This is a genomic window from Streptomyces sp. RKND-216 (assembly GCF_004795255.1).
Lineage (GTDB): Bacteria > Actinomycetota > Actinomycetes > Streptomycetales > Streptomycetaceae > Streptomyces > Streptomyces hazeniae.
In genome coordinates this window covers 1,394,949-1,412,734 of record NZ_SSBQ01000002.1, presented here as the reverse complement: position 1 = coordinate 1,412,734, position 17,786 = coordinate 1,394,949, and the positions used below count along the sequence as shown (strand labels likewise).

Below are 17,786 nucleotides of genomic sequence, written 5' to 3'. Positions count from 1 at the left end.
CGCGGGGCCGCGCGCGTGTCAGCCCCGTACGGCGCGGGCCAGCTGGCGCGACTGGGCGACCAGGCGGTCCGCGCTGTCCCAGACCTCGGCGTCCTCCTCCAGGAAGCCGCCGGCCAGGTTCCGCGTGCTCAGCGCCACGCGCAGCGGACCCGGAGCGGGCAGCGCCCGCACGTGCGCGGTGAGTTCGACCGTCGGCACCCAGCCGCCGATGCCCAGCTCGAACGCCGTGGGCGGCAGCGCGTCGACCGTCATCAGCAACGACAGCGGATCCGGGTCCCGGCCGTCCGCCAGGCAGAACCAGGCCCGCATCTCGCCCTTTCCGGACGGCGCGCCGACCGCCCAGCCGACCGTGGCCGGGTCCAGCCGCATGTCCAGCCGGTCCGCCATCACCGGCGACGATCCGCTCGGCGCGTGCTCCGACCCGAGGCAGTGCTCGTACGGCGGCATCTCCGGCGGCTTCGCGGCCGTCCGGACGTCCTCGGACAACGTCGCCAGGTCGCCGTACGTCGCCAGCACCCGGATGCGTTCGACCTCCCGGCCGTCGGGGCCGGTCTGGAACAGCGAGGCCGCGCCGGTGGACAGGGTGCGCCCGGCGCGCACGGTCTCCGCCCGCACGGTGGCCGGTCCGGCCGCCGTGGCCGTCAGGTAGTGCGTGCTGACCGTGAACGGATGCGGGTGCGGCATCGTGTCGCCGAGCGCACGGGCCATCGTCGCCAGCAGGTAACCGCCGTTGAGGGCGCTCCCGATGGCCCACCCGCCGGACAGGTCGGCGTCGTACACGCCCGGCTCCCGCGGGGTGACGGCGGTGTCCCGGTCGAACTCGCTGAGGCTCATGCGGGCACCGTACACCGCAGTTGTTACCGGCGGGTAGGAACCGGGCGCTCGGTGGTGGCGATGGTCGCCGAACCGACGACCCGCGTGCCGTCGTACAGCACGATCGCCTGCCCCGGGGCGACGCCGCGCACCGGCGTGTCGAACCGCACCCGCAGCTCGTCCCCGGCGCACTCCGCCGCCACCGCCGTCTCCCCGCCGTGCGCCCGCAGCTGTGCGGTGTACCGGCCGGGACCGCGCGGCGGCGTCCCGCACCACCGGGGTCGGACCGCGGTCAGACCCGCCACGTCCAGCGCCGCGGCCGGCCCCACCGTGACCGTGTTGTCCACCGGCGAGATGTCCAGCACGTACCGCGGCTTGCCGTCCGCCGCCGGGTGGCCGATCTTGAGGCCCTTGCGCTGGCCGATCGTGAAGCCGTACGCACCCTCGTGCGAGCCGACCTTCGTCCCCGCCTCGTCCACGATGTCGCCCTCCGCGCGGCCCAGCCGGTCCGCGAGGAACCCGCGGGTGTCGCCGTCGGCGATGAAGCAGATGTCGTGGCTGTCCGGCTTCTTGGCCACCGCCAGGCCGCGCCGTTCCGCCTCCGCCCGGATCTCGTCCTTCGTCGTCAGCGTCTCGCCCAGCGGGAACATCGCATGCGCCAGTTGCCGCTCGTCCAGCACCCCCAGCACGTAGCTCTGGTCCTTCGCCTCGTCGCTCGCCCGGTGCAGTTCACGCGAGCCGTCCTCCCGCACCACGACCGTCGCGTAGTGACCGGTGCACACCGCGTCGAAGCCCAGCGCCAGCGCCTTGTCCAGCAGCGCCGCGAACTTGATCTTCTCGTTGCAGCGCAGGCACGGGTTCGGCGTACGGCCCGCCTCGTATTCGGCGACGAAGTCCTCGACCACGTCCTCCCGGAAGCGCTCGGCCAGATCCCACACGTAGAACGGGATGCCGATCACGTCCGCCGCGCGGCGCGCGTCCCGCGAATCCTCCAGCGTGCAGCAGCCGCGCGCACCCGTACGGAACGACTGCGGGTTCGCCGACAGTGCGAGGTGCACGCCGGTGACGTCGTGCCCGGCCTCGGCGGCGCGGGCGGCGGCGACCGCCGAATCGACACCGCCCGACATGGCGGCCAGCACCTTCAGCCGCCTCGGCGGCGCGGTCCGGCTCGACGGCGCGGACCGCCTCGACGGCGCGGTGGTCTCGGTGGGGACAGCGGGGGAGTCAGCCATAACCCCTCCAGGGTACGGCCCGCCGTGGAACCGAACGGGGTCCCGTCCGCGTTGTTCCGGCCGTGAGCCGCACCACAGAATCCCAGTCCGGATCCCCCCGCCGCGCCGACGGCCGTCACGTGCAGCGCCGCCGGAGGCCCGGCCGCGGGCCCGGTCGCCGCGCCGTCGTTCTCGGCGCCGTCGCCGCGACACTCGGCGGCGCCGGCTACCTCGTCCACGAGGACCTCGAACGGTGGTGGTGGCGGATGCCCGGCAACCAGCGCGACCGCGAGCCCGGCGCCGTCGACCACCCCGGCGCCGAATGGGTGCCCGCCTCCGAGGAGAACTACAACCTCGCCGACCGCCCGTACGACTGGGAGATCGACAAAATCGTCGTCCACGTCGTGCAGGGAAGCTACGCCGTGGCGCTCAAGGTCTTCCAGGACCCGGAACACGGCGCCGCCGCGCACTACGTGGTGCGCGCCGAGGACGGGCACGTCGCGCAGATGATCCGGGAACTCGACGTCGGCCACCACGCCGGCAACATGGAGTACAACCGGCGCAGCATCGGCATCGAACACGAGGGCTTCGTCGACCGGCCCGAGGGTTTCACGGACGCGATGTACGAGTCGTCGGCGAAGCTCGCCGCCGGCATTTGCGCCCGGTACGGCATACCCGTCGACCGGGAGCACATCATCGCCCACCACGAGGTGCCGGGGGCCGACCACACCGACCCGGGGCCGCACTGGGACTGGGACCGGTACCTGTCGCTCGTACGGCGCGCCACGGCTTCTCGGCGGGGGTGACGGGGTGGGGGGTGTTGGGGCTCGGTGTGGGCGCGGGGCGGTGGCTGGTGTGTGGGGTGCGGGTCGGGGGCGTGGGCTGCGGTCCGGGCCGATGACCCGGAAACCCATGATTTACGGGTCGCGTTCTCGGCGAACAGAGGGCACGACTCGTATGTCGCGGCCCACACATCACGGGCAGGTGTTTCCGGGCGCATCGGCCCTGCCCTCCGCCCACGCCCCCTCACGTCCCACGCCGCCGCCCCCGGCCCACCCCCGTGCCCCTGGGGGAGGGGTAGGTCGCAAGGGGAACCCGGCGCAGTCCCGTGCCCTCCCGCCGGGCGACCCGGGGGGAGATGTGAGCGCTTGCGGGCCGGGGCTCGCTAGGGTCGCACCGCATGGGACACGGGGAGATCGACATCGACGCGGGACTGATCCGGGACTTGCTTCGGGAGCAGCACCCGGACTTGGCCGGGCAGCCGGTGCGGCTCGGGGCGCGGGGCTGGGACAACCAGTTGTGGCGGCTGGGGGACGATCTGGCTGTCCGTCTGCCCTGGGCGACGGAGTCCGCGGACGAGCTGCTGCGCAAGGAGCATGCCTGGCTTCCGGCTCTCGCCCCGCACCTTCCGCTGCCCACTCCGGTTCCGCAGCGGCTGGGGGAACCCTGCGAGCGGTTTCCGCGGCCGTGGATCGTCACCACCTGGGTGCCGGGGGAACCTGCCGACCGTGCGCCCGCCACGAACGGAATCGGTGCGGCCGACTCCTTGGCCGCCTTCCTGACGGCTCTACACAAGCCCGCTCCCGCCGGGGCCCCCGTCGGTCTCCGCGGAGGTCCGCTGGCCGACCTGGCGGAGGGGTTCGCCCGGCATCTTGCTATGGCGGACGGGCTGGGGCTGATCCCCGAGCCGGACGCCGTCCGCGCGATCTGGGAGGACGCCGCCGCCGCGCCCGCATGGGACGGGCCCACGCTGTGGATTCACGGCGACCTGCATCCGGCCAACGTCCTGACCGCGGGCGGCACCTTCTGCGGGGTGATCGACTTCGGTGAGCTCTGCGCGGGAGACCCCGCCTGCGACCTCGCTGCTCCGTGGGCGCTGCTGCCGGACGGCGCCGTCGACCGGTTCTACGGTGCCTACCGGCCGACCCCGGACGCGGCGACCCTGCGGCGCGCCCGCGGCTGGGCGGTGCTGCGGGCTCTGGTATGCATCCTGATCGGCGACGCAGGAGTCCACGGCCGTCCTGGCGGCAAACCGTCCTGGGGCCCGCCTGCCCACGCCACCCTGCGCCGCCTCACCACGACGACTGGCTGAGAGCCCACCTTCCTGCCTCGGGTCGCCCTGCGGGAGGGTACGGTCCTGCGCCGGGTGCCCCTTGCGACCTACCCGTCCCCCAGGGGCACGGGGGTGGGCCGGGGGCGGCGGCGTGGGACGTGAGGGGGCGTGGGCGGAGGGCAGGGCCGATGCGCCCGGAAACACTTGCCCGTGATGTGTGGGCCGCGAAGTACGAGTCGTGCCCTCTGTTCGCCGAGAACGCGGCCCGTAAATCATGGGTTTCCGGGTCATCGGCCCGGACCGCAGCCCACGCCCCCGACCCGCACCCCACACACCAGCCACCGCCCCGCGCCCACACCGAGCCCCAACACCCCCCACCCCGTCACCCCCGCCGAGAAGCGGCGGAAACCGGGGCCGCCGTCGTGGCCCGCACCTCACCCCCCACGTCGACAGCCACCGACAACGCGTGGCCCGCCACGGACAGCTCCTCGGCCCGCAGCGGACGCCAGCACTCCGCGACGGAGTCCGCCACCCGGAGCGTGCCGCCCGGGACGTCGGCCTCCAGCCCGAGCAGCGCCCGCAGCATGTGGACTGAGGACGCGGCCGCCCACGCCTGGGGCCGGCAGGCCGCCGGGTACGGGGCGGGCCCCGTGTCCACGCCGCTGCCGTGCCCGGCGAACAGTTCCGGCAGGCGGGCGTCGAACGTCTCGGACGCCGCGAGCAGGCCGCGTACCAGGGAGTCGGCCTCGTCCGGGAACCCGGCCCGCGCGAGGCCGTGCACGGCGATGGCCGTGTCGTGGGGCCAGACGCTGCCGATGTGGTAGCCGAGCGGGTTGAAGCCGGTGGCGCCGGTCTCCAGGGTGCGCAGCCCGAAGCCGCAGTCCAGTTCGGGGGAGGCGAGGCGGCGGGCGAGCAGCCCGCTCTCCTCCTCCGTGAGCAGCCCGGTGCCCAGCAGGTGCCCGTGGCTGGAGGTGTCCGTGTCGAGGGGGCGCTTCTGCCCGTCGAGCGCTGCCGCGCAGTAGGGGCCGCGCGCGTCGTCGAGCCAGAAGCGGTCGCGGAAGCGGTCACGGAGCCGGGCCGCCCACGCCTCCCAGCGGTCCGCCTCCGGCCGTCCGAACGCCCGCAGCAGTGCCGCGCCGCCCACCGCGGCCTCGTGCGCGTAGGCCTGGACCTCGCTCAGGGCGACCGGCGCGACGGCCAGGCGGCCGCTGCGCCAGCGCATCGAGTCGCCGGAGTCCTTCCAGCCCTGGTTGGCCAGGCCTTTGCCGGTGCTGTCGACGTATTCCAGTAGGCCGTCGCCGTCGGCGTCGCCGTGTTCGGCCATCCAGGCCAGGACGCGTTCGGCGTGCGGGAGGAGGGCTTCCACTTCGGTCTCGGCGAGGCCCCAGCGCCACGCGTCGTGCAGCAGGGCGACCCAGAGGGGGCCGGCGTCGACCGTGCCGTAGTAGAGCGGGGGGAGGGTGGTGCCCTCGTCCAGCAGCTGCGACGTGCGGCGGACTTCGTGCAGGATCTTGCCGGGCTGCTCCTCGGTGGCCGGGATGTCGCGGGTGCCCTGGCGGCGGGCGAGGGTGCGGAGCGTGCCGGCCGCCAGGTCGGTGCCGAGCGGCAGCAGCATGCGGGCGGCCCACAGGGCGTCGCGGCCGAAGAGGGTGAGGAACCAGGGCGCTCCGGCGGCGAGGAAGGTGTCCTGCGGGTGTTCGGGGTCGGTGAGCAGGAGGCCGGCGAGGTCGTCGAGGGAGCGGTCGAGGAGGCGGGGGAAGCGGTGGTCCGGAACGCGCAGCCGCGGCCGGCTCCACGGCACCCGGCGCGTGGGGGCCGGGGCGAACGGGAAGCCGTCGCGGTCGACGGCCGCGCAGTCGAGGTCCACGCGGGCACGGCCGCCTGGCGGCAGCGTCAGCCGGTAGTGCGCGCGGACGGCGGTGCCGCCCTCGTCGTCGACGGAGTCGGGGGCGGGGGTGGAGGTGAGGCGGGACTCCCACTCCTGCCAGTGCCAGCGCAGTGCGCCGTCGGCGCGGCGCACGCCGGGGGGCGCGGCCCGACGGCCGGCCTTCACGTCGTCCATGGCGGCGAAGTCGGCGTCGAGGGAGAGGGCCAGAGGCACGGTGACGTCGAGGGGACCGGCGTTGTGGAACTCGAAGGACTCACGGAGTCCTTCGGGGTGGACGGTGCGGGTGTGGCGAAGCGTCACGGCGGGGTCGGCGGTCTGCTCGCCGACCCCGCGCAGCACGGTGCGGAAGGCGGCCGTGGAGGCGTCGGAGTGTCCGGTGCGCACGGGGGCCAGGGGCACGCCTTCGACGTCGGCGACCAGGCGGGAGAGGAAGCGGCGGTCGCCGCGGAAGAAGCCGTCCGCGCCGGAGCGCATGGCGCCGGCGGGCCGGGAGAGCGCCACGGCGGGCGCGGCCAGCACCACGCAGGCGTCGTGCAGGAAGGGCTGCAGTCCTGTCGCGGCGCCGGAACCCGTGGGCGCCTGACTCTTGACAGTGGTGTCCATCGGCGGCCAATCTCTTCGCTCATTGGATCGATCAAACCGCCCTGACGATATTTCCCCGTCCACGCATGGGGGAAGAGGTTTGATCGATCCAATTCAGACCACCGAGGAGGCCGGGCATGCCGAGGGACGACGTGAAGGGCGACGGGGGACCCGTCACGATGGCCACCGTCGCGGCACGGGCGGGCGTCAGCCGGCAGACCGTCTCCAATGCGATCAACACCCCCGAGCTGCTGCGCCCGGAGACCCTGGCGCGCGTCAACGCCACCATCCGTGAGCTGGGTTACCGCCCGCACCGGGCGGCGCGTTCGCTGCGCACCCGGTCGAGCAGGCTCATCGGGTACGCCGTGCGGCCGGTGGCCGCCGCCGTGCCGACTCCGGTGCTGGACCGCTTCCTGCACGCCCTCACCGAAAGCCTCGACGACGCCGGCTACCGGGTGCTGCTCTTCCCCTCGCCCGGCGGCGAGGAGGAGACCGGCACCTACGCCGAACTGCTCCGCGAGGACTCGGTCGACGCCTTCGTGCTGACCAACACCGTGGTCGGCGACCGGCGGCAGAGCTGGCTGCACGAACGCGGAATCCCGTTCGTCGCGTTCGGCCGCGCCTGGGGCACCCGGGACGCCGGGGACTGGGTGGACGTGGACGGTGCGCACGGCACGACCGCGGCCGTCGACCATCTCGTCGCGCGGGGGCACCGGCACATCGCGTTCCTCGGCTGGCCCGAGGGCTCGGGTGTCGGCGACGACCGCGCGCGGGGCTGGCGCGAGGCCCTGGAGCGGCACGGACTGCCGTCGGAGGGCCTGCGCGCCCGGGCGGACGGTTCGATCGAGGCCGCGGCCGACGCGGCGCACCGGCTGCTGGACGACACCCCGGCCACGGCCGTCGTAGCCGCCAGCGACTCTCTGGCCATGGGCTGCTACCGCGCGCTCGACGCACGCGGCGAACCGCCCGCTCGGCTGGCCGTCGTCGGCTTCGACGACGCCCCTTTCGCCCCGCTGCTGCGGCCCTCCCTGACCACCCTGCGGCAGCCGCTGGAGTTCCTCGGCCGCGAGTGCGTACGGCTCCTGCTGCAGCGCATCGGCGAACCCGACGCCCCCGACCGGCACGCGCTGGTCGCGCCCGAACTGGTCGTGCGCGACAGCTCACCGGCGCCTCCCACCGCCTGAACCGCCCACCCCCCTGTGACGGAGGAAGACCCATGCGACCCCCGATACGCACCGCCGCACTGCTCACCGGCGCCGCGCTCGTCCTCTCCGGCTGCGGATCGCAGTTCGGCAGCAGCGAGAAGACCGCGCAGGACGACTCGGCCCGGCAGAAGCTGGCGATGATGATCGCCGCCTCCACCGACGCCGAGGCCGACTCCCTCAAGAAGGCCGTCGCCCGCTGGGAGAAGAAGACCGGCCACCAGGTCAGGGTCCAGGTGGCGCAGGACCTCAACCAGCAGCTCGGGCAGGCCCTCGCGGGCGGCGAGCCGCCGGACGTCTTCTACGTCACCTCCGACCAGTTCGCCAACTACGCCGACGGCGGCTCGCTGTACGCCTACGGCGACCAGGTGGAGGCGGACGGCTTCGTCGAGGGACTGCGCGCCTCGTTCAGTCACGAGGACGAGCTGGTGTGCGTGCCCAAGGACTCCTCCACGCTCGCCCTCGCGATCAACAACGACCTGTGGAAGAAGGCGGGGCTCACCGACGACGACGTTCCCACCGACTGGCAGGAACTGGAGGACGTCGCCGGGAAGCTGACGAAGGGCGACGTCACCGGCCTCGTCTTCGACCCGACCTACAACCGGGTCGGCGCCTTCATGCGGCAGAGCGGCGGCTGGATCACCGACGACGGGCAGCAGAAGATGGCGGCCGACACCCCGGAGAATCTGCGCGCCCTGACCTACGTCAAGGACATGCTGCGCAGCGGCTCGCTGAAGTACTCCAAGCAGGTCGACTCCGGCTGGGGCGGCGAGGCGTTCGGCAAGGAGCGCGCGGCCATGACCATCGAGGGCAACTGGCTGACCGGCGCGCTGCGCAACGACTACCCGGACCTGGACTACCGGACGGTCGAGCTGCCCGGGGGCCCGGAGGGCCAGGGCACGCTCTCCTTCAGCACCTGCTGGGGCGTCGCCGAGAAGAGCGCCCACCACGAGGCAGCCGTCGACCTGGTGGAGGCCCTGACCGCCCCGGACCAGCAGATGACGTTCGCCGAGGCGTTCGGCGTGATGCCCTCGCGCACCGAGGCGCTGGGGGAGTACGGGACGGCGTTCCCGGAGAGCGGCGCGTTCGTCGCGGGCACCGGGTACGCCGAAGGGCCGGTGACGCTGCCGGGGTTCGCCAAGGTGCTCCAGCAATTCGACACCGACCTGGCCGGCCTGCGTACCGGCGACCCGGAGAAGATCCTCGCCGAGCTGCAGCGCAACGGTGAGCAGGCGCTGGCCGACCGATGAGCGCGCTCACCACCCCGTCGGCCCGCCGTTCCGGCCCGCTCCCCGGAGGGCGGAACGGCGGCCGCCGCGGCCGCGAGGGCCTGTGGGGCTGGCTGTTCGTCACCCCGGCCGTCACCGTGCTGGGTCTCTTCCTGCTGGCGCCGATCCTGATGGCGCTGTGGGTGAGCCTCCTCGACTGGGACGGGCAGTCCAACCCTTTCACTGGCACGGAGAACTTCGTCGGCCTGGACAACTACGCCGACCTGCTGGCCCGGGACGGCCTCGACCGCGAACAGCTGATGACGTCCCTGCGCAACAACTTCTTCTACGTCCTGCTGGTGGTCCCGCTCCAGACGGTCGTCTCGCTGGGCCTCGCCCTCGCGGTCAACCAGCGCGTGCTGAAGGCGAAGAGCGCCTACCGGACGGCCTTCTACTTCCCGTCGGTGACCAGCTCCATCGCCATCTCGACCATCTTCCTGTTCCTCTTCCAGGGCAGCGGAGCGGTCAACACCGTGCTCTCCCACGTCGGTGTGGACGGACCGAACTGGTTCACCGACGCCCGGGGCCTCACCTGGGTCGTCCTGGACGGCCTCGGTCTCGTCGACGCCGCCCGCCCGCCGCAGGCGCTGGCCGGCAACGAGGTGCTGGGACTGAGCTGGTGGGACTGGCTGGCCGGGCCCTCGGTCGCGATGACCACCATCATCCTGCTCGCCGTCTGGACCACCTCAGGCACCTTCATGCTGATCTTCCTGGCCGCACTCCAGGACGTTCCCGCCGAGCTTGAGGAGGCCGCCCGCATCGACGGTTGCGGCCGCTGGGGCGTCTTCCGGCACGTCACCCTGCCTGCCCTGCGGCCGGTGACCTTCCTCGTCCTCACCCTGGGACTGATCGCCACCTGGCAGGTCTTCGACCAGGTGTACGTGATGAGCCAGGGCGCCCCCGCCAACACCACCCTCACACCCGCCTACCTCTCCTACACCGAGGGCTTCGACAACGCGCAGTACGGCAAGGGCGCCGCCATCGCCTTCCTGCTGCTCGCGATCATCCTGGTCTTCACCGCCCTCCAGCGGTACGTGCTGCGCGACCGGGACGCGGAAGGGACGACACGGAAGCAGAGGAGCCGCACCCGGTGAGCACCGACACCCCCACCCGCCTCCGTACGCGCCCGGCGGCGGCCGCCCCCCGCCGCCGCCCCGTCGCCCGCGGCACCTCCGGACGGCCGCTGCGCCTGGCCGGCTACCTGCTGATCACCCTGGGCGCGCTGCTGTACGTCTTCCCCTTCGCGGTCCAGGTCGCGACCTCCTTCAAGACCACCCCGGAGGCCGCGGCCGACCCGCTGTCCCTGATCCCCGGCGCCGCGACCCTGGACGCGTACCGGCGGCTGTTCGGGCTGGGCGGAGTCGACGGGGTGCCGTTCCTGCGCTGGCTCGGCAACTCGGTGGTCGTCACCCTGCTGGTCACGGCCGGCCGGGTGCTGTTCGACTCTGCGGCCGGATACGCCCTCGCCCGGCTCGACTTCCGCGGCCGCTCGCTGCTCTTCGCCGCGCTGCTGTCGGTGATGGCGGTGCCCGGCGTCGTCCTGCTCATCCCGAAGTTCCTGGTGTTCAACACGCTGGGCATCTTCGACAGCTACCTCGCCATGATCGTGCCGCTGATGGCCGACGCGGCCGGGATCTTCATCATGAAGCAGTTCTTCACGTCCATCCCGCGCGAGATCGAGGACGCGGCCCGGATCGACGGCGCGGGCGTCGTCCGCACCTTCTGGTCCGTCGTGCTGCCCATGGCCCGCCCGGCGCTCATCACGCTGACCATCCTGTCCTTCCAGGGGTCCTGGAACGAGTTCACCCACTTCCTCGCCGCCACCCAGTCCCCCGAGTACGAGACCCTCACCACCGGCCTCGCACGCTTTGTCGCGGGGGGGCTGGGACAGGGCACGCAGTACCCGCTCAAGCTCGCCGCGGCGCTGCTGTCCACGATTCCCGTGGCCCTGCTCTTCCTCTTCTTCCAGCGGCACTTCATCCGCGGCGCCAACGCCGGAGCCGTCAAGCAGTGAGCCCGGCGGCGCCGGTCGGTCTCCTCCGGTTGCCGCCCACGGCTCAGGTGCCAGGCTGAGAGGAGGGGCCCTCGGCCAAGGAGGAGCCATGACCACCGGAGGAACCAGGGGAGCGGCCGCCGCCCCCGTCGACGACAGGGCGATGAAGGCGGCGCACCGCGAGATGTGGGCCCTGGGCGACTATCCGAAGATCGTTCGCACTGTCATCCACGAGTTCGGTCCGCGCCTGGTCCGCGCCTGCGGGATCGGGCCCGGCATGCGCGTGCTCGACGTGGCCGCCGGCACGGGCAACGTGGCGCTCCGGGCCGCCGAGGCCGGCGCCGACGTGGTCGCGTCCGACCTCACTCCCGCACTGCTGGCGGCCGGCCGGCAGGAGGCCGAGGCCCGCGGCCTCACGCTGGAGTGGCGGGAGGCCGACGCGGAGGCGCTGCCCTTCGAGGACGGCGCGTTCGACGTGGTCACCTCGGCGGTCGGTGCCATGTTCGCGCCCCACCACGAGGCCGCCGCCGGCGAGATGCTGCGCGTGTGCCGCCCCGACGGCGTCATCGGGATGATCAACTGGACGCCCGAGGGCACCATCGGCCGGTTCTTCCGCACCCTCGGGGCGTACGCGCCACCGCCCCCGCCGGACGCCGAGTCACCGCTGCTCTGGGGCACCGAGGAGCACGTACGCCGGATGCTCGGCGGCCGGGCGCGTGCGGTGGAGACCTCACGCGAGGTGATCACCAGCGGTCCGTTCGAGGACCCGGAGGCGATGTGCGCGTTCTACAAGGAGAACTTCGGCCCGGTGATCAACGTCTACCGGGGTCTCGCCGACGACCCGACGCGCACCGCCGAACTCGACCGCGACTACCTGGAGTACGCCCGGAGCACCAACCGCGGCCGCCCCGGCGAACCGGCCCGCTACGAACTGGAGTACCTGCTGGTCGTGGCCCGCAGGGCGGGCTGAGCGGACGCGCCCCCGGCCGCCGCGCGGCTCAGCTCAGGCCCGCGGAACGCGCCCGCTCCACGGCCGGGCCGATCACCGCCGCCAGCGTCTCCACCTCGTCCTTCGTCGAGGTGTGGCCCAGCGAGAAGCGCAGCGTGCCGCGTGCGAGGTCCGGTGCGGCCCCCGCCGCCAGCAGCACGTGACTGGGCTGCGCGATGCCCGCCGTGCACGCCGACCCCGTCGAGCAGGCGATGCCCTGGGCGTCCAGGAGGAGCAGTAGAGAGTCGCCCTCGCAGCCCGGGAAGGAGAAATGCACGTTCGCCGGAAGCCGCCCGGCGGGGTCGGGGTCGCCGTTCAGCACCGCGTCCGGCACGGCCTCGGCCACCGCCGCCACCAGTAGGTCCCGCAGCGCGCCGACGTCCCGGGCGAAGTCCGCGGTACGGGCGGTGGCCAGTTCGGCGGCCGTGCCCAGGGCCGCGATCGCCGGCACGTCCAGCGTGCCGGACCGCACGTCCCGCTCCTGCCCTCCGCCGTGCAGCAGCGGCACCGGCGCGTACTCCCGCCCCAGCAGGAGCGCCCCCACTCCGTACGGGCCGCCGATCTTGTGACCGGTCATGGTCAGCGCGGCGAGACCGGATCCGGCGAAGTCGACCGGTACCTGCCCCACCGCCTGCACCGCGTCGGAGTGCAGCGGGACGTCGAACTCGGCGCATACGGCAGCCAGTTCGGACACCGGCTGAAGGGTCCCGATCTCGTTGTTCGCCCACATCACCGTCGCCAGGGCGACGTCGGACGGATCGCGGGCGAGCGCCTCGCGCAGCGCCTCGGGGTGCACCCGGCCCAGCGAGTCGACCGGCAGCCATTCCACCACCGCGCCCTCGTGGTCGGCCAGCCAGTGCACCGCGTCGAGCACCGCGTGGTGCTCCACCGGGCTCGCCAGCACCCGCGTACGCGCCGCGTCCGCCGCCCGGCGGGCCCAGTACAGGCCCTTCACGGCCAGGTTGTCCGACTCGGTGCCGCCCGCGGTGAACACCACCTCGCTGGGGCGTGCGCCGAGCGCGGCGGCCACGGTCTCCCGCGCCTCCTCGACGGTGCGACGCGCCAGCCTTCCGGCGGCGTGCAGCGAGGAGGCGTTGCCGGTCACCGGGAGGTGGTCGGTCATCGTCCGGACCGCCTCCGCGTACATCGGAGTGGTGGCGGCGTGATCGAAGTAGGCGGAGTCAGCCATGATGCCCCCGATTCTACGAGCCGCCGGGGGCACGCCTCCGGCCCCGGCGGCGGAAGAGTCCGCCCCCCGGGGCCGGAAACCGGCAGGAGTGCCCGGTCAGCGCTGGTTCTCGGCCTCGAACATCCAGCGGTGCTTCTCGAGGTCACCGGTGAGCTGGATGAAGATGTCCTCGGTGACCGGGTCCACCTCGCCGACCGCCGTCATCCGCGTGCGCGCCCTCGTGATCACGGCGTAGAGGGCGTCGGCCATCGTCCGCACCGCGTCGGAGTCCTGGAGCCAGCCCTCCTTGACCGTGTCGATGACGGTGCCCGAGGCGACCGTGGAGGAACGTCCGTCGGGCGCGACGCCGAGCGCGGACGCACGTTCGGCGACGGTGTCGGTGTACTCGCGGGCGTCCGTGACGACCTCGTCGAGCTGGAGGTGGACGGAGCGGAAGCGGGGGCCGACCACGTTCCAGTGGATCTGCTTGGCCACGAGAGAGAGGTCCACCAGGTCGGTGAGGGCACCCTGCAGCGCCTCGCCGACGACCTTGAGGTCCCCCTCCGGGAGCGTGCTCTTGACTGCGTACGACACGATGGTTCACTTTCTCTCGAACTGCACCTTGGGTCTCTTTCGTCCCCCGGGTGCCCCGGGCGCCGCAGGCCCACACACCAGGGATTCGAAGGCATGGACCCGCCCCGCACTGGACAGGGATCGCCTTGGAGCTCCCGGCGTGGTTCCCCGCGGACCTCCGGGTGAGGGCGGGAACGCGCGGTGCTCCCGCCGCCGTCGACAACCGGGAGGTCTCGTCATTTCAGCGCGCCCCGCACAGGAATTCGGTGAGAACCCCGTGGAGGTCCGGGACACCGGGCACTACACTGAGGAGTACATACCCGGCTTCGTCGAGAAATGGGACTCCCTGATCGACTGGGAGAGGAGGAGGCAGAGCGAGGGAAGCTTCTTCGTCGACCTGCTGCGGAAGCGCGGCGTGAAGAGCATCCTGGACGTGGCCACCGGCACCGGTTTCCATTCCGTGCGACTGCTCGACGCGGGATTCGAGACGGTCAGCGCCGACGGCAGCGCGGAGATGCTGGCCCAGGCGTTCGACAACGGCGTGCGCTACGGGAACCACATCCTGCGCGTCGTGCAGGCCGACTGGCGCTGGCTCAACCGCGACGTGCACGGCCAGTACGACGCGATCGTGTGTCTCGGCAACTCCTTCACGCACCTCTTCTCCGAACGCGACCGGCGCAGGGCGCTGGCCGAGTTCTACGCCATGCTGAAACACGACGGAATTCTCGTGCTCGACCAGCGCAACTACGACGCGATGCTCGACCGCGGATTCTCGACGAAACACACCTACTACTACTGCGGCGAGGACGTCGCGGTGGAACCGGAATACCTGGACGACGGACTGTGCCGCATGCGGTACACCTTCCCCGACGATTCGGTCTACCACCTCAACATGTTTCCGCTGCGGAAGGACTACACGCGGCGGCTCATGACGGAGGTCGGATTCCAGCACGTCGAGACGTACGGCGACTTCCAGCACACCTACCGTGACGAACAGCCCGATTTCTTCGTCCATGTCGCGGAGAAGGAGTACCGGATGGACACCGCAGACCTCGGCGCCGCCTACTCGCCGGCGGTGACCACCGCCCGCAGCTACTACAACTCGGCGGACGCCGACGCGTTCTACGCCTCGGTCTGGGGCGGCGAGGACATCCACATCGGCCTCTACGAGCGCCCCGACGAGCCGATAGCCGACGCGAGCCGGCGCACGGTCGCGCGGATGGCGGCGCGGCTGGGCCCGGCCGGGGAGGAGGCGGGGACGGGCCTGGGGGAGAGCACGGTGGTCCTCGACCTCGGCTCCGGGTTCGGGGGCAGCGCGCGCCACCTGGCGACGGAGTTCGGGTGCCGTGTGCTGGCGCTCAACCTCAGCGAGGTGGAGAACGCGCGGCACCGCGCCCTGAACGCGGAACGCGGCCTCGACGACCGGATCGACGTCGTCGACGGCTCCTTCGAGGCCGTCCCGTTCGAGGACGCGAGCGTCGACGTCGTCTGGTCCCAGGACGCGTTCCTGCACAGCGGCAACCGGCTGCGGGTCCTCCAGGAGGCGGCGCGGGTGCTGCGGCCGGGAGGGCAGCTGATCTTCACGGACCCGATGGCCGCCGACGGCGTGCCCAAGACCCGGCTGCAGCCGGTCCTGGACCGCATCCACCTCGACACGATGGGATCACCCGGCTTCTACCGCCGCGAGCTGGCGAAGCTCGGCTTCACGCCGGTGGGGGACGACGGCGGTTTCGCCGAATACCGCGAGCAACTGGTCCGCCACTACGCGCGCGTGCTGGAGGAGACCGAACGCCAGGAGGCGGAGGGCCTGGGCACGAAGGTCAGCGCGGACTATCTGACGCGGATGAAGAAAGGGCTCGCCGACTGGGTCCGCGGCGGGCGCGCCGCCGACCTCACCTGGGGCATCCTCCACTTCCGCCGCTGATCCCCGGCCCGCTCGCGCCTGCCCCTCGCCGTCGCGGTGTCCGGCCACGACAGCGGAGGGCGGTCAGGGCCGGGTCTGGCGGGGGAGGCCAGGAGGCTCGTCCGCGGCGGCGGAAGCCGCTTCGGGAGGCGCTCCGGCGAGCAGCGTCGCCAGGCCCTGCCGCGTGGCCGCCACGACCACCCGGTCATCCTGCCGCAGCACGTAGCCCGGGTGCAGCCGCCAGGTCAGCTCGCCGACGCCGACCGCGTGCGACGCGCCGTCGTCGTACGCGCCCGCTGGAGTGGTCCCCGGGGCGTCGGCCGGGCGGGGCGTGCCCTCGCGGGAGCGTTCCATGACGTCGAGCGCCAGCACCCGCCACGCGTCGCGCCGGAAGGCCTCGGCGACCGTTCGGCCCTCCAGGAGCGGATTGCCCCGGACGTCGAGGGCGGCGAAGACCAGGACCCGGCGCCCGACCGGGATCGCCCCGAGCACCTGCCGGCCCATCATGGCACCGGCGAACGCGGGCGCGGCCAGCGCGGACACGGAGCGGCTCCTGGTCTGCGCCAGCGGGTAGGTGTCGCGCAGCGTCCGGTAGACGGTGAGCGCGAACTCGTCGTCGAACAGCCGCATCGCGACACGCAGTTCGGGCTTGACCTGGCGTGCGTACAGCACGGCCTCCAGGTTGGTGCCGTCGTCGCTGGTGAGCGCGAGCAGCGCGCGGGCGCGCTTTATGCGTGCCTCCTCCAGCACGCCGCCGTCGTCGGTGACGTCCGCGATCAACGTCGGCACCCGCCGCGACCGGGCGAGCGCGATGCCCCGCGCCTCGGGGTCGCGTTCGATGCAGACGACGGGGATGTCGAGTTCGAGCAGCCGGTCCAGCACCCGGGTGCCGACCTTGCCGAGGCCGAGCAGCACCACGTGGCCGGTGAGCCCGCGCGGGGGACTGCGCAGCGAGGTGGCCCTGCGGAAGGCGCCGTAGCTCTCCAGCACGACCGCCAGCAGCAGCGGCAGCATCATCAGCCCCGCGAAGCTGGCGAGGAGTTGCAGGAACTGCTGCGGGTCGGGCTCCTTGACGTTGGGCTCGTTGATGGCCAGGAAGTCGAGCAGTGTGAGGTACGCGGCGTGCAGTGGACCGCCGTTCCCGAAGCGCCAGTTGAGTCCGGCGAGCACCGTGACCAGTAGGGCCATGGTGCCGAGGGAGGCTCGCAGCCGCGGGGAGAACAGGGTGCCCAGGTCGCGGACGGCGGGTAACCGGGGGAGGCGCCCGGTGACCGGGTTGGGCCGGTCGCGGGGCGTGATGGCCTCCAGTACGACGGCGCCGCGGCCGGGCGCGAGGCCCTGCAGTTCGGCCTCGTCGGGCAGCAGGACGGGGCCGATCCCGTCCACGTCCTCCTCGGCCGCGTCCTCTGCGGCGTACTGCCTCGCCCGGGCGCCGCGCCGCCGCCCGCCCTCGGGAAGCAGCGCCAGGGTGCACAGGGGCTCGCGGTCGCCCCGGCTGCCGGGGCGGGAGACGGCCCCCAGTGCGCGTTCCTTGGCCCGCAGGAGCATCCCGTCGGCGTGGACGATCTTGTCGCTGCCGACCACGGCCGCGGCCACCAGTGACGGCGCGGCGGTGTCGGAGTCGGACAGCACCGTGGTGGAGGCGTCGACGGCGGAGGGGTCCAGCTCCGGGTGCGCGACCTCCACGGCGCGGTCCAGGAGCTTCTCCAGGTAGTCGCCCAGCGTCCGGTTGAACATCCGGATGACCAGCCGCAGCCGTGGGTTGAGCCGCCGTGCGCGCAGCGCGATGTGCACGTTGAGCTGGTCGTCGCCCGAGGTGAGGGCGAGCGCGGCGGCCTCCGTGACCCCGGCGGCGCGCAGCGCCGCGTCGTCCGGAACACGTGCCTCGACGGCGGTGACGGCGGTGGCCGGGTCGCCGACGAGGGCCGCGATCTGCGGCCCGTGGTCACCGCCGCGCAACGACGGCAGCACGACGGTGACCCGCTGCTCGTACACGACGGCGAGCTCCCGGGTGAGCCGCTGGGCCAGCGCGTTGTCGCCGCACACCACCATGTGGCGGCGCGGCGCCGTCGGCACGCCTACGCTGCTGCCCATGGTCTCCACGGACAGTGCCTCCCCCCTGAAGCCCCCGCAGGGTCTGCGGC

At 72.9% G+C, this 17,786-nt stretch carries 14 protein-coding genes; 8 read left to right on the top strand and 6 right to left on the bottom strand.

The window, feature by feature from the left end:
• Nucleotides 1-18: 18 nt before the first annotated feature.
• Complete coding sequence (locus tag E4198_RS06050) at nt 19-834, bottom strand: thioesterase family protein (RefSeq protein ID WP_136182260.1); 816 nt, start codon at nt 832-834, stop codon at nt 19-21.
• 23 nt (nt 835-857) lie between these two features.
• Complete coding sequence (gene mnmA / locus E4198_RS06045; RefSeq protein ID WP_281727963.1) at nt 858-2,045, bottom strand: tRNA 2-thiouridine(34) synthase MnmA; 1,188 nt, start codon at nt 2,043-2,045, stop codon at nt 858-860.
• Nucleotides 2,046-2,164: 119 nt separating this feature from the next.
• On the opposite strand from mnmA, the gene E4198_RS06040 reads away from it, so the two are divergent.
• Both E4198_RS06040 and E4198_RS06035 read left to right on the top strand, forming a co-directional pair.
• Nucleotides 2,165-2,830: an N-acetylmuramoyl-L-alanine amidase gene (locus E4198_RS06040; RefSeq protein WP_247597865.1), complete on the top strand. Its 666-nt coding sequence runs from the start codon at nt 2,165-2,167 to the stop codon at nt 2,828-2,830.
• A 374-nt stretch (nt 2,831-3,204) separates the two neighbouring features.
• Nucleotides 3,205-4,116 (top strand): aminoglycoside phosphotransferase family protein, encoded by a 912-nt coding sequence (locus E4198_RS06035; RefSeq protein ID WP_136182259.1) that lies wholly within the window; start codon nt 3,205-3,207, stop codon nt 4,114-4,116.
• A gap of 343 nt (nt 4,117-4,459) precedes the next feature.
• Here the strand turns inward: E4198_RS06035 and E4198_RS06030 are convergent, their stop codons facing one another.
• Complete coding sequence (locus tag E4198_RS06030) at nt 4,460-6,568, bottom strand: glycogen debranching N-terminal domain-containing protein (protein WP_136182258.1); 2,109 nt, start codon at nt 6,566-6,568, stop codon at nt 4,460-4,462.
• Between the two features lie 116 nt (nt 6,569-6,684).
• On the opposite strand from E4198_RS06030, the gene E4198_RS06025 reads away from it, so the two are divergent.
• From E4198_RS06025 to E4198_RS06005, 5 genes are all read left to right on the top strand, one after another.
• Nucleotides 6,685-7,731, top strand: a complete 1,047-nt coding sequence (locus E4198_RS06025) for a LacI family DNA-binding transcriptional regulator (RefSeq protein ID WP_136182257.1) — start codon at nt 6,685-6,687, stop codon at nt 7,729-7,731.
• Between the two features lie 32 nt (nt 7,732-7,763).
• Nucleotides 7,764-8,999, top strand: a complete 1,236-nt coding sequence (locus E4198_RS06020) for an extracellular solute-binding protein (protein ID WP_136182256.1) — start codon at nt 7,764-7,766, stop codon at nt 8,997-8,999.
• The gene (locus E4198_RS06015) at nt 8,996-10,111 is read left to right on the top strand and encodes a sugar ABC transporter permease (protein ID WP_136182255.1); all 1,116 of its coding nucleotides are present in this window, start codon (nt 8,996-8,998) and stop codon (nt 10,109-10,111) included. The genes E4198_RS06020 and E4198_RS06015 overlap by 4 nt, the downstream gene beginning before the upstream one ends.
• Nucleotides 10,108-11,031 (top strand): carbohydrate ABC transporter permease, encoded by a 924-nt coding sequence (locus tag E4198_RS06010; protein WP_168711376.1) that lies wholly within the window; start codon nt 10,108-10,110, stop codon nt 11,029-11,031. Before E4198_RS06015 ends, E4198_RS06010 begins: the two co-directional genes overlap by 4 nt.
• Before the next feature lie 88 nt (nt 11,032-11,119).
• Nucleotides 11,120-11,980, top strand: a complete 861-nt coding sequence (locus E4198_RS06005; protein ID WP_136182254.1) for a methyltransferase domain-containing protein — start codon at nt 11,120-11,122, stop codon at nt 11,978-11,980.
• A gap of 28 nt (nt 11,981-12,008) precedes the next feature.
• On the opposite strand, the gene E4198_RS06000 is transcribed toward E4198_RS06005, so the two are convergent.
• Together E4198_RS06000 and E4198_RS05995 are read right to left on the bottom strand one after the other, a co-directional pair.
• Complete coding sequence (locus E4198_RS06000) at nt 12,009-13,187, bottom strand: cysteine desulfurase family protein (RefSeq protein WP_136182253.1); 1,179 nt, start codon at nt 13,185-13,187, stop codon at nt 12,009-12,011.
• Nucleotides 13,188-13,283: 96 nt separating this feature from the next.
• A complete protein-coding gene (locus E4198_RS05995; RefSeq protein WP_136182252.1) occupies nt 13,284-13,760 on the bottom strand; it encodes a DNA starvation/stationary phase protection protein in 477 nt (158 codons plus the stop codon).
• A 256-nt stretch (nt 13,761-14,016) separates the two neighbouring features.
• Here E4198_RS05995 and E4198_RS05990 point away from each other — a divergent pair, with 256 nt between their 5' ends.
• The gene (locus E4198_RS05990; RefSeq protein WP_247597569.1) at nt 14,017-15,663 is read left to right on the top strand and encodes a class I SAM-dependent methyltransferase; all 1,647 of its coding nucleotides are present in this window, start codon (nt 14,017-14,019) and stop codon (nt 15,661-15,663) included.
• A 63-nt stretch (nt 15,664-15,726) separates the two neighbouring features.
• Here E4198_RS05990 and E4198_RS05985 read toward each other — a convergent pair whose 3' ends face one another.
• A complete protein-coding gene (locus tag E4198_RS05985; protein WP_136185205.1) occupies nt 15,727-17,694 on the bottom strand; it encodes an NAD-binding protein in 1,968 nt (655 codons plus the stop codon).
• Between the last annotated feature and the right edge of the window lie 92 nt (nt 17,695-17,786).